The sequence below is a fragment of the Streptomyces sp. NPDC037013 genome (assembly GCF_055607265.1).
Genome location: NZ_JBVJRV010000003.1, coordinates 643,234 through 655,658, shown reverse-complemented (window position 1 = coordinate 655,658; position 12,425 = coordinate 643,234). Strand labels below are relative to the sequence as shown.

Sequence of the window (12,425 nt, the reverse complement as noted above, 5' to 3'; positions counted from 1 at the left end):
CAACCAAGTCGTTACCTGGGGGTGGGGTGGGGTTTTCGTTGCTGGGTGCGGACCGGTCCATCGTGGGTGGCCGCCCGGGTCGAGGCGGGGGAGGGCGGGGACTTCGGCGGGCCGGGATCTTCGAGGGTGACCGGGGCCGCCCGGGCGGGGGGCGAGAGTGTGGCGGCTCCGGCCCGGAAGTAAAGGGCGCCCTACGGGCGTCGGCTCCGCCGATTCCGCTGCGCTCCACCCTTGACTCCCGCCCCTCCACCGCAGCTTGATCTTCGGCCCGGACGGCCAGGGATGAGGCGGCGGGCTTGGCTGGTGGGGTCATCGGCTTTCGTGGCCGGGTGCGGACAGGCCCATCGTGGGCGAGGGCCACGGTGCGAGCTCGGCCAGCCAGGCGGCTTGGCTGCTCGGGCCATCAGCTTTCGTCGCCGGGTGCGGAACGGCTCATCGTGTGCGGCTGCCACGGTGCGGGCTCGGCCAACCGGGAGGCCGCTCGGGCCATCGGCTTTCGTCGCCGGGCGCGGACCGGTCCATCGTGGGCGGGCGGCATGGTCGGAGCTCGGCCAGCCATCCGACCACGCCGCCCGGGCCATCACCTCTCGTCGCCGGGTGCGACCCGGCCCATCGTGGGTGGCCGCCACGGTCAGCGCGAGGGGAAGCCAGCGACTTCGGCGGGCCGGGGTCTTCGATGGTCACCGGGGCCGCCCGGGTTTTGCGTGAGTGTGGCGGTTCCGGGCCGGGAGTAAAGGGCGCTTCGCGTCGGCTCCGCCGATTCCGCTCCGCTCCACCCTTGACTCCCGCCCCTCCACCGCAGCTTGATCTTCGACCCGGACGGCCAGGAATGAGGCGGCGGGCTTGGCTGAGTGGGGTCATCACCTTTCGCTGCCGGGTGCGGACCGGCCCATCGTGGGCGGATGCCACGGTGCGAGCGCGGCCAGCTAGGCGGCTTGGCTGCTCGGATCATCACCTTTCATCGCCGGGTGCGGTCCGGCTCATCGTGTGCGGTTGCCACGGTGCGGGCTCAGCCAGCGGGGAGGCCTGGCGTGCCGGGTCATCGGCTCTCGCCGCCGGGTGCGGACCGGTCCATCGTGCGTCGCCGCCATGGTCGGGCGGGCTGGGCCTCGCGGGTCGCTGCGGTGGTCGGTCGGGTGGCTGGGGTGGTGTGGGGTGAGGGTGTGACGGGTGGTGCGTCCTGAGGCGCCATCCCCGCCCCCCCCATTTCGGTCATTTGGGTCTTGCGAGGGGTGGAGTGCAGGGAAGTCTCAGGGGGAGGGCCTGATTGGTGGGGTGTGGGGGAGACTTTCCTGCGATCGGTCCCGGAAGCGGCCTCGCGGACCTGGGCCAGCGCGCCGCGAAGGCTCCCGGCGTGCGATGCCCGGAAGGCTTCCCGCCCCAGTGCCGCGATCGACCCGAGGCACCCCGCTGACCGAGCCCCCGGCCCTGCACCCGGCGACGAGACCCCACAAGCTGAACGCTGACCGGGGCTCGCCCGCGACCGACCAGACCGCGCCCGGCACCGAAAGATGCACGGCCCGAGCGGTCAGCCGCATCGCGCGCGACGACGCAAGCTCGCCCGACCACGCGGCCTCGCGCTCGGGCCACCAGCTTTCATCGCCGGGTGCGGACCGGTCCATCGTGGGCGGGGGTCAGGGTGAGGTGCTCAGTCAGTCGGGCGGCTTCGCTGCGTGGGCCATCGCCATTCGTCGCCGGGCGCGGTCCGGGCCATCGTGTGCGGGCGCCACGGTGCGGGCTCGGCCGGCGGACCGGCCTGGCCACTCGGGTCATCACCTTTCATCGCCGGGTGCGGACCGGCTCATTGTTGGCCGCTGCCCCGGTGCGGGCTCGGTTGACCGGGCGGCTTGGCGTGCCGGGTCATCGGCTCTCGCCGCCGAGTGCGACGCGGCTCACCGCGCGACCGACCGCTCGGGGCCGTGCGCCATTCGGTGCCGGGTGCGGTCGGGTCTGTCGTGGGCGAGCCCCGGTCGGCGCTCAGCTTCTGGGGTCTCATCGCCGGGTGCGCGCCTGCCCGTGGCGGGGCAGGTCAGCGACGCAGGACGCTCGCGGCGCTGGGACCTTCCCTGCACCGCACCCAGAAGGCCACGGGGAGCCCACTGGACCAAGCCCGCCAAGCCGCTCCCGGACCCGATCGCAGGAAAGTCTCCCCCACACCCCACTAATCAGGCCCTCCCACCGAGACTTCCCTGCACCCCACCCCTCGCAAGACCCAAATGCCCGAAATGCGGGCCAGGGATGGTCGTCTCAGAACGCACCACCAGTCACACCGTCACCCCACACCACCAGCACCACTGGCCATGGCCACCGACCCGCGAGGCCCCGCGCGCCCGACCATGGCGGCGACGCACGATGTACCAATCCGCACCCGGCCACGAGAGCCAATGACCCGGCACGCCAAGCCGCCCGGCTAGCCGAGCCCGCACCGTGGCGCCCGCACACGATGAGCCGGACCGCATCCGGCGACGAAAGGTGATGACCCGAGCAGCCAAGCCGCCCGGCTGGCCGAGCCCGCACCGTGGCAGCCGCCAACGATGAGCCGGTCCGCACCCGGCGATGACAGGTGATGACCCGCACAGCGAAGCCGGGTTGATGGCCGAGCCCGCACCGTGGCAGCCGCACACGATGAGCCGGTCGGCACCCGGCATCGAAAGGTGATGACCCGACCAGCTAGACCCGCCGCCTCATCCCTGGCCGTCCGGGTCGAAGGTGAAGCTGCGGTGGAGGGGTGGGAGTCAAGGGTGGAGCGGAGCGGAATCGGCGGAGCCGACGCCCGTAGGGCGCCCTTTACTCCCGGCCCGGAACCGCCACACTCAGGACCCCACCCGGGCGGCCCCGGTGACCTTCGAAGATCCCGCCCGCCGAAGGTGCTGCCTTCCCTCGCCCTGACGGTGGCGGACACCCACGGTGGGCCGGGCCGCACTCGGCGATGAAAGGTGATGGCCCGAGCGGCGGGGCCGCCCAGCTGGCTAAGCCCGCACCGTGGCCTTCGCCCACGATGGACCGGTCCGCACCCGGCACCGAAAGCCGATGACCCGAACCTAACCGCCCGCCGTCCCCCCCCCTCGTGGCAAAAGTCGACGTATCGACGTGCCGTGCCGGGGCGGGAGTCACCCGCCGGGGGGATCCCCCTGCTTCGGTCTACTTCGACATGTTCGGTGGCGTAGGCGGTATCGGGGATGCCGCCAGTGACTGGGGGGACGTCGTCGAGGCGTATGCCGACGGGGCCGCCACCGTGGCCGATGGGTCCGGGGTGGGGTCGTCCGTCGGGTGGGGCGGGAGGCCGCCCACGATGCGGATGCCCGCCTCGTCGAACGCCCGCTTGATGCGCCAGCGCAGCTCCCGTTCGACGCCCAGGGACTTGCCCGGCATCGTCTTGGCCGAGACGCGGACGACCATGGAGTCCAGCAGGACGCTGTCCAGGCCGAGGACCTCCACCGGGCCCCAGAGGCGTTCGTTCCACGGCTCGTCCTTGGCCATGGTCTCGCCGACCTCCGCCAGCGTCGCCTTCACCTTCTCCAGGTCCTCGTCCGGGCGGACGGTCACGTCGACGCCGGCCGTGGACCAGCCCTGGGAGAGGTTGCCGATGCGCTTGACCTCGCCGTTGCGGACGTACCAGATCTCGCCGTTGTCGCCGCGCAGCTTGGTGACGCGCAGGCCGACCTCGATCACCTCGCCGGAGGCGACCCCCGCGTCGATGGAGTCGCCGACGCCGTACTGGTCCTCGAGGATCATGAAGACGCCGGAGAGGAAGTCCGTGACGAGGTTGCGCGCGCCGAAGCCGATCGCGACGCCCGCCACACCCGCCGAGGCGAGCAGCGGCGCCAGGTTGATGTCGAAGGTGCCGAGGATCATGAGCCCGGCCGTGCCGAGGATCAGGAACGACGCCACCGAGCGCAGCACCGAACCGATCGCCTGCGAGCGCTGGCGGCGGCGCTCCACGTTCACCAGCAGGCCGCCGAGCGCGGTGCCGTCCACGGCCTGTGCCGTGCGGTTCATGCGGTCGATCAGCTTGGTTATGGCGCGCCGTACCAGCACGCGCAGGACGAGGGCCGTCGCGACGATGAGCACGATGCGCAGGCCGATGCCGAGCCACGTGGACCAGTTCTGCTCGACCCAGCTCGCCGCGTTCGTGGCGCCTTCCTGAGCGTCCTCAAGGGTGGGGGGCTTGGATGTCGGCTTGTCGTCCGGGTCCGTTCCGGCTGCCGACAGGACGGACAAGAACACTGCGGGTACCTCCAGGTATCGCGACCTGCCCGGAGAGGAAAACGACTCGACGGAGACGAACCGGGGGGACCGGGCAGACCCACCACACTAACGGGGCATCGTGTGTGGATCGTTGTCATGTTCGAGGGAGAGACGGTGCTCACCTGGGGAAGAACCAAGTGACGTCCCCGTCTCGCGCCCGCTGTGGTCGAAAACACTTCAAGGCCGTTACGGGGACATGCTGGCGCTACGACCAGGCATGAGGGGAGACTGACAGCCAGATCGTCCCGGCGCGAGCCACGCGCCGCCGGCGTACAAGGAGGCATCCGCCGTGCCGCATGTCTTGGTCCTCAACGCGTCGTACGAGCCCCTCGGCGTCGTACCGCTCCGCCGCGCGCTCGTCCTCGTCCTGGAGAACAAGGCTCTCTGCCTCGAGGAATCCGGCGCCTTCATGCACAGCGCAACACGCACCGTCCCCGCACCCAGCGTGGTCCGCCTCAAGCGGTTCGTCCGGGTCCCTTACCGGGGTCCTGTCCCGCTCACCCGGCGGGCGCTGTTCGCCCGCGACGGCGGTCGGTGCATGTACTGCGGTGGCGTCGCAACCAGCGTCGACCACGTCATTCCGAAGAGCCGGGGCGGCCAGCACGCCTGGGACAACGTGGTGGCTTCCTGCCGCCGCTGCAATCACGTCAAGGCCGACCGGCATCTGATGGAGCTGGGCTGGCGGCTGCGGCACAAGCCCGCGCCGCCCTCGGGCCTCGCCTGGCGCATCATTGGGACCGGCCACCGGGATCCGCGCTGGCTGCCGTACCTGCAACCGTTCGGCGCGGACGACGCGATGGCCCGGATCGACGGCATTTCCGCCTAGCTCTCGATCCGGGCCTTCGTCGTATCCGGGGGAAAACCTTCGTCGTATCCGGGAGGGGAAAAGAGCGCGCGGTAGTCCGGGGGGGAAAAGAGCACGCGGGCTCGGGCCCGTCCCGTACGCGACGGGCCCCGTGCCCATCCTGTACGCGGTCGCTACCGCCCCGCGACCGCGTACGCCTCCACCGACCAGAGCGAGTAGCCGAAGCGCGTGGCCCGCCTGTCCCCCTGGACGCGGATGTAGCGGGTGTCGCGCGCGTCCATGCGGACCGTCTCGCGGCCGCCCCTGCCGTCCCGCACGGTGGCCGCCGTGCGCCAGGTCCTGCCGTCGGCCGATGTCTGGACGCGGTACCGGGCGGCGTACGCATCCTGCCAGTGCAGCACCACCTGGCCGAGCCTGACCGGCCGCGCGAGTTCCACCTGCCACCACGCGCCGTCCTCGGCCGGGGAGGACCAGCGGGTTCCGGGGTCGCCGTCGACGGCGGCCGGTGCGGGGAAGTCCTTGGTCTCGTCGGCCGACGACGACGCCTTCGCGCCGCGCGCCAGGTCGGGCCCCGCGGTGCGGGGGAAGGCGCGCACGGACAGCGTGCGGGTCGCGTCGCCGAAGGTCATCTGGATGTCGTACGTGCCCGCGCGCGTGCCCTTGGGGACGGTGATCTCGACGGGTACGTCGACCTCGGTGCCGCGCGGCAGCGTCGACTCGCCGGGCACCTTCACCTCGATGCCCGCCGGTGCCTTCACGCGGAGCTTTCCGCTGACGTCGCCGGGGCGCAGCGACCGCAGCCTCGCGGTGACCCGGCGCGGCCCGCCGCCGATCTCCGCGTCGGCCTCGGCGCGGGCCAGCGACAGCCGGGCGGCCGGGGAGTCGGCGAACCAGGGCACGAGGTGGCGGACGGCGCCTTCGATGGCGGTGGTGCGGACCGCGTCGGCCCGCAGGGGCGCGGCGTCGCCCCTGTGGCCGGCGCGCGGCGGCCGGAGCTCCGTGAAGCCACTCGGCGAAAGGACGCCCACGCGCCGCCAGCCCTTGCCGGGGACGTGGGCCTCGACGTGCCCGGCGCGGGGCGGTCGGAGTTCCGTGAAGCCGCTCGGCGAGAGGGTGCCGATGTGCTGCCAGCTCGTGCCGGGGGCGTGGGCCTTGACGTGCCCGGCGCGGGGCGGTCGGAGTTCCGTGAAGCCGCTCGGCGAAAGGGCGCCCACGCGCCGCCAGCCCTTGCCGGGTACGTGGGCCTCGACGTGGCCCTTGGTGCCGGGGTCGGTCAGGATCGTCACCGCGGTCAGCGCGCGGTCGCGGCCGAAGCGGGCGGTCCCGCGGTCGACGGCCCGCTCGGTGTCGGTGCCCGCCCACGCCGCGTACGCCCGCTGCGCCCGCGCCAGGAACGGGTCGAGCACGCCCTTGCCGACGCTGACGCCACCCTTCGCCAGCTCCTCGCGGAACCCGGTCAGGGCGCGTGCGCCGCGCCAGGCGGCCGCGCCGTCGCCCGCGGTCTGCGCGGTCAGCAGGTCGACCGCGGTCTCGCCCGCCGCGCCGTACCGCGCGAGCTGCTCGATCCAGGGGCGCACCTCGTCGTGGAGCGCGCTGCCGGCCAGGCGGCGCGGTGCCCCGCGCATCACGGTGAAGGCGGCGCGCAGGTCCCGCGCGGCGCGGTCGGTCCTCGCCCGGTCTGGCGTCGTGCGGGCGCGCCAGAACTCGCGCAGGAGCGGCCGCAGGTACGCCGATTCGGGGGCGCCGAGCACGGACGAGGCGTCGTTGCCGGCGAGGGCCCGCAGCGCGCCCCGCGCCCCCGCGTCCCCGCCCGCGAGGTCGTCGATGGCGGCGAGCCAGGAGGCGTGAGGGCGGTAGGCGCGGGGGTTCCAGGCGTAGTCGGCGGCGGTGAAGAGGGGGATGCGGGAGGCGGTGGGCTGCTCCATGGCGTTGCCGAGGAGGGCGGCCGAGCCGGTGGCGACGGCGGGCTGGCGGCCGGTGTAGGGGCCGAGGAAGATGCGGTCCTGCGCGAAGTCGTTGACGGGGTAGTTGTCCATCGTGACCAGCGGGTGGGGGCCGAACGCGGCGCGGGCGCCCGCCAGCTCGCGTCCGGTGATGGTCCTGGGGACCACGCCGACGCCCGTCCAGGCCACCTCGACGCGGTGGTCGAGGTCGCGCGTGAGGGCCGCGCGGTACTCGGTCGTCCCGTCCTGGAAGTACTCGGTGGGCATCAGGGAGAGCGGCGGCGCGCCCGGGTGGTGCTCGGCGAGCCACGCGGCGACCGCGTCGACCACCCGGGCCTGGGCCTTGGCGGCGGCCTTCGGCCCCGACCCGAACGTCTCGGCGTCCCGCTCGCAGTGCCACTCGCTGTAGCTGACGTCCTGGAACTGCAGCTGGAACGCGCGTACGCCCAGCGCCCACATGGCGTCGAGCTTGCGGACGAGGTCCCTGACGTCGTGGTCGGACGACATGCACATGGCCTGGCCGGGGGAGACCGCCCAGGCGAGCGTGACGTGGTTGGCCCGCGCGCGTGCCGCGAGGGCGCGGAACCCGGCGCGCTGGTCCGCCGGGTAGGGCTCGCGCCAGCGGGCCTGGCGGTAGAGGTCGTCGCCCGGGGCGTAGAGGTAGCGGTTCTGTTTGGTGCGCCCCATGAAGTCGAGCTGGGCCAGCCGCTGCTCGCGCGTCCAGGGGGTGCCGTAGAAGCCCTCGGTCATGCCGCGCACGGCGGTTCCCGGCCAGTCCCTGATCCGTACGCCGGGGACCAGGCGGGTGCCGGTCGTCGCGCGGGTGAGGCGGCGCAGGGTCTGCACGCCGTGGAAGAGGCCGTCCTCGCCGGTGCCCGCGAGCGCGATGGTGTCCCGGCCGCCGCTGCGGCCGACGGCCAGGCGGTAGCCGCCCGCGGGCAGGTCGCCGGTGTCGCGGGCGCCGAGCGAGCGCAGCGCCCGGTCGGCGCCGGTGCCTCCGGCGCGGACGACGAGGGCGGCGCCCGCGGGCAGGGGGTCGCCGTCGCGCACCTCGGTGATCCGGCGGGCGCCCGCGTCGCGGAGGAGGGCGCGCAGGGATTTCAGGGCGTACGGGTCGGTGTCATCGCCGGAGCGTGTGGTGCCGCCGTCGTGGCCGGTGGTGGTGACGAGGACGACGTCGTCGCCCACGGTGACGGCGCTTCCCGCGGCCTCCATCGACTGGGGGCGCGGCCAGACGGAGGGCAGCCCGGAGGAGTCGTTCGTACGACCGCTCCCTGCGTCGTCGGCCCTGCCCTCCTCGTCCGGGGAGGCAGCGGGGGAGGCGGCGGGGGCCGTCGGTCCGCCGGGGCTGCCCGGGGCGGCCGCGAGGGCGCCCGGCGCGCCGCCCAGTGCGCCGGCGATCACGGCGACCGCGATGGCGACCGCGCCCTTCCTGCGCCGCAGTTGCACGGCCCTCGCCCCTGTCCTCGTTCCCGGGGGTCCCTTGCGGTCCCTTGCGTCACGTGTGGCAGTGAGCCCACCACTGAGTCGGCGGGGGTGTCAACGGGGGCGGGTGGCGGCCGGGTGATTCTCCACGGAACCTGTGCGCCTCCCTGGCGTGGAGGGGTAACGGTGGGCTGGATGGCGGTGCGCGCGTGGCCAGGGGGCCCGGCCGGAGGCGGGGATTCCGTGGTCCTCGGCGGCATGGAGATCTTCCCGGCGGCGGCGGGATCGGAGCCTGTTCTTCCGGGTGCGGACGGGACCCGGGGAAACAACTCCCGCGAGGGGAACCGGATGTGACCCAGGACACGTTGAGGCAACGTATACGTCTGCGGCCCCGTTCATTGGGTAGGGCTGCCGAGACCTGCCCCCTGACAAGGAGCTCACACGTGGCCGCTTCCGCCAATCTCCTCCTCTCCGCCCTCTCCAAACAGGTGTCCTACCCCGAACAGGTGTCCTACCCCGGCCCGGGCGCCTTCCCCCAGCAGGTGTCCCACCCCGACTCGGGCCTCGACGGCTCCTGCTCCTGCGGCTGCATCGAGCCGCCCCTCACCAGCGAGCCCCCGCTCGCCGACGCCGCGCCGCTGACCAGCGAGCCGCCCCTTGCCGACGCCGCGCCGCTGACCAGCGAGCCGACCGCCACCGGCATGGCATCGGGCCTGGACTACATGGGGGTCTGATGGCCCTTTCCCGGCTGGCCGCCTCGTACGGCGTGGCCACCTCCTACTCCCCGTCCCCGGACCGCACCGTCCGGGCCGCCGACGCCGCGGTGATCGCGGCGCTCGCCGCGCTGGACGTGGACGCGAGCACCCCGGAAGCGGCCGGCTCCGCCCTGGCCGCGCGTGAGGCGGAGCTGTCCGCACGCCTGCTGCCGCCGACCGTGGTGGCCTGGACGGACGACGCCCCCTCGGCCACGAAGGACCGGCCGGCCCGCCCCGCCACCTCCGCACCGCTCGCCGGACTGCCGCCGGGGACCCGGGTGCGGGTGGAGCTGGAGGACGGCGGGAGCGAGGAGTGGCGCGTGGCGCCGGCCGGAGAGGACGGCGAGGAAGGCGAGGAGAGCGACCCGCGGTTGCCCGTACCGCTGCCGCCCGGCGTGCACCGGCTGCGTGCGCGGGGCCCCGACGGCCGCGAGGCGCGGGCCCATCTCGTCACCGCCCCCCGCCGGGTCAAGACGCCCGGGCGGCGCGCGCACGGCCTGATGGTCCAGCTCTACTCCCTGCTCTCCCGCCACTCCTGGGGCATGGGCGACCTCGGTGACCTCGCCGAGCTCGCCGCCTGGTCAGGCCGCGACCTGGGCACCGGCTTCATCCAGGTCAACCCCCTCCACGCGGCCGTCCCGAACCCGCCGCACGGCCCGGGCAGCGACCCCTCGCCGTACCGCCCCTCCTCCCGCCGCTTCCCGGACCCCGTGCACCTGCGCGTCGAGGCGGTCCCGGAATTCGCCCACCTGCGCGGCGCGGCCCGCGACCGGGTCGACGCCCTCGGCCGCCAGGCCGAGCGGCTGCGCGAAGGGGTGCTGCACGACGGCGAGTTGATCGACCGGGACGCTGTCTGGACGCTCAAGCGCGAGGCGCTCGAACTGCTCCACGAGGTCCCTCTCGGCCCCGGCCGCCGCGCCGCCTACAGCGCCTTCCTCGCCGAGCAGGGCGCCGCCCTGGAGGACCACGCCACCTGGTCCGCCCTCGCCGAGGCCTACGGCCCCGACTGGCACTCCTGGCCCGCCGCACTGCGCGACCCGGCCTCGCCGGAGACGGCCCGCGCTCGGCGCGAGCTGATGGACCGCGTCGACTTCCACAGCCGGCTCGCCTGGCTCACCGACACCCAGCTGGCCGCCGCCCAGCGTGCCGCGCGCGAGGCGGGCATGGACATCGGCCTCGTGCACGACCTCGCGGTCGGCGTGCACCCCGGCGGCGCCGACGCCTGGGCGCAGCGGCGGCACTTCGCCCCGGGCATGACGGTCGGCGCCCCGCCCGACGCCTTCAACGCGCGCGGCCAGGACTGGGGGCTGCCGCCCTGGCGCCCCGACCGCCTCGCCGAGTCCGGCTACGCCCCCTACCGCGCGCTCCTGCGCGGCCTGCTGCGGCACGCGGGCGCCCTGCGCATCGACCACGTCATGGGCCTGTTCCGGCTGTGGTGGGTCCCCGAGGGCCGCGAGCCCACCGAGGGGACGTACGTCCAATACGACGCCGAGGCGATGCTCGCCGTCCTCGCCCTGGAGGCGCGGCGCGCCGACGCCCTCGTCATCGGCGAGGACCTCGGCACCGTCGAACCCGGCGTCCGCGAGGCCCTGCGTGAGCACGGCGTGCTCGGCACCTCGGTGCTCTGGTTCGAGCGGGACTGGGCGAAGGAGGACGGGAGCGCGGGCACCGGCCGCCCGCTGCCCGCCGCCGCGTGGCGCGCCGACTGCGTGGCCACCGCCACCACGCACGACCTGCCCCCGACGGCCGCCCGCCTCACCGGCGAGCACGTCCGACTCCGCCACGACCTGGGCCTGTTGACCCGCCCCCTCGCCGAGGAACGGGCCGAGGCCGCCGCCGACGTGAGGGAGTGGCTCGCGCTGCTCTCCCGGCTCGGCATGCTGCCCGGCGGCATGGGCTGCGAGGAGGACGAGATCCGCGCCGTGCACCGTTTCCTGCTGGCCACCCCGGCCCGCATGATCGGCATCTGGCTGCCGGACGCGGTCGGCGACCGCCGCCCGCAGAACCTGCCCGGCACATGGGACCAGTACCCCAACTGGCGCCTGCCCGTTACCGACGCCTCCGGACGCCCCGTCACCCTGGAGGAACTCGCCGCGTCACCGCGCCTGCACGCCCTCATGGCGGTGTTCCGCGAGGGGACGGGACCGGTGGAGACTCCCCGTACGGCACCCCCGGGCGCGCAGCCCGTTTAGGAGTTCGCTACGTTGGCACCGTGGACAAGAAGAACGCACTGCGCGCCGGCGCCCTGGCCTCCGGCACGACGCTGATGATGCTGCTCATGTCGTCCCCCGCCTTCGCGGCGCGCGACGACGGTGACGACCCGGGCCCGCGCCTGAGCGTCATCGACACGCTCGGCCTCTATGTCGCCGCGCCCATCGTGCTGTTCCTGGTGATCGCGGGCCTCGTGATCATCGGCGACAAGTCCCGCAAGCAGCAGAAGCAGGGCTGACCCGCCGCGGCGGTACCGCGTCCCGGGCACCCGCTCCGAGGACGCCGTCCGCCCGCGCCGCACCGTACGCCGAGGGCGCCCTCCGGCGACGTACACCCGTATCCCGTACGGACGTCGCCGGAGGGCGCCCTCGGCGTGCTCACGGCCGCTCGGCCGTCAGATACCGCTGGAGCGTGGGCGCCAGCCACTTGGTGACCTCCTCGCGCGTCAGCGCGACCGAGGGTGGAAAGCGGAGCACGTACCGCGTCAGGGCCAGACCCAGCACCTGGGCCGCACAGAGCGCCGCCCGCTCCGGTGCCTCGGCGGGGTCGGGGCAGACCGCGCGCGCCACCGGCAGCAGCTGTTCCTCGAAGATGTCCCGCATGCGCTCGGCCCCCGCCTGATTGGTGATGCCCACCCGGAGCAGGGCGGTGAGCACCTCCGCGTCCTCCCAGACGGTGAGGAAGTGCGTCACGAGCACCCGTCCGACCTCCGCGCGGGGCACCTCGGCGAAGTCCGGGATGCGCAGGTCGACCGAGGTGGCCGCGGCGAAGAGCCCCTCCTTGTTGCCGTAGTAGCGCATCACCATCGACGGGTCGATGCGGGCGTCCCTTGCGATGGCGCGGATCGTCGCGCGCTCGTACCCGTCCGCGGCGAACCGTTCGCGGGCCGCGGCGAGGATGCCGGCGCGGGTGGCGTCGGAGCGGCGGGGCGCCGGCCCGTCCGCGGGGGTGTCGGCGGGGGGCGCGGCGGGGGCTCTTTCGGTCATGCCAACAAATGTAGGCCAACAAGCGTTGACAGTCCACGGCCGCGGTCCTACC

7 protein-coding genes are annotated in these 12,425 nt (G+C 74.1%); 4 read left to right on the top strand and 3 right to left on the bottom strand.

The features are described 5' to 3' along the window. Positions 1-3,141: 3,141 nt before the first annotated feature. Positions 3,142-4,227: a mechanosensitive ion channel family protein gene (locus tag ACZ7DY_RS12785; protein ID WP_471133694.1), complete on the bottom strand. Its 1,086-nt coding sequence runs from the start codon at positions 4,225-4,227 to the stop codon at positions 3,142-3,144. Positions 4,228-4,537: 310 nt separating this feature from the next. On the opposite strand from ACZ7DY_RS12785, the gene ACZ7DY_RS12780 reads away from it, so the two are divergent. Next, positions 4,538-5,074 (top strand): HNH endonuclease, encoded by a 537-nt coding sequence (locus ACZ7DY_RS12780; RefSeq protein ID WP_150184145.1) that lies wholly within the window; start codon positions 4,538-4,540, stop codon positions 5,072-5,074. A 152-nt stretch (positions 5,075-5,226) separates the two neighbouring features. Here the strand turns inward: ACZ7DY_RS12780 and ACZ7DY_RS12775 are convergent, their stop codons facing one another. Then, positions 5,227-8,445, bottom strand: coding sequence for a beta-N-acetylglucosaminidase domain-containing protein (locus ACZ7DY_RS12775; RefSeq protein ID WP_471133691.1), 3,219 nt, complete (start codon positions 8,443-8,445; stop codon positions 5,227-5,229). A gap of 464 nt (positions 8,446-8,909) precedes the next feature. On the opposite strand from ACZ7DY_RS12775, the gene ACZ7DY_RS12770 reads away from it, so the two are divergent. Genes ACZ7DY_RS12770 through ACZ7DY_RS12760 form a run of 3 tightly spaced genes read left to right on the top strand, consistent with a single transcriptional unit; the run spans position 8,910 to position 11,625 of the window. After that, positions 8,910-9,155 (top strand): hypothetical protein, encoded by a 246-nt coding sequence (locus ACZ7DY_RS12770; RefSeq protein WP_471134540.1) that lies wholly within the window; start codon positions 8,910-8,912, stop codon positions 9,153-9,155. Further along, positions 9,155-11,368: a 4-alpha-glucanotransferase gene (gene malQ, locus ACZ7DY_RS12765; protein ID WP_471133688.1), complete on the top strand. Its 2,214-nt coding sequence runs from the start codon at positions 9,155-9,157 to the stop codon at positions 11,366-11,368. The genes ACZ7DY_RS12770 and malQ overlap by 1 nt, the downstream gene beginning before the upstream one ends. A gap of 20 nt (positions 11,369-11,388) precedes the next feature. Beyond that, positions 11,389-11,625 carry a hypothetical protein gene (locus ACZ7DY_RS12760; protein ID WP_471133685.1) on the top strand — a complete coding sequence of 79 codons (237 nt, stop codon included), beginning with the start codon at positions 11,389-11,391 and terminating at the stop codon, positions 11,623-11,625. A 139-nt stretch (positions 11,626-11,764) separates the two neighbouring features. Here the strand turns inward: ACZ7DY_RS12760 and ACZ7DY_RS12755 are convergent, their stop codons facing one another. After that, on the bottom strand, positions 11,765-12,373 hold the full coding sequence (locus ACZ7DY_RS12755) for a TetR/AcrR family transcriptional regulator (RefSeq protein ID WP_471133682.1): 609 nt from the start codon (positions 12,371-12,373) through the stop codon (positions 11,765-11,767). Positions 12,374-12,425 lie beyond the last annotated feature (52 nt).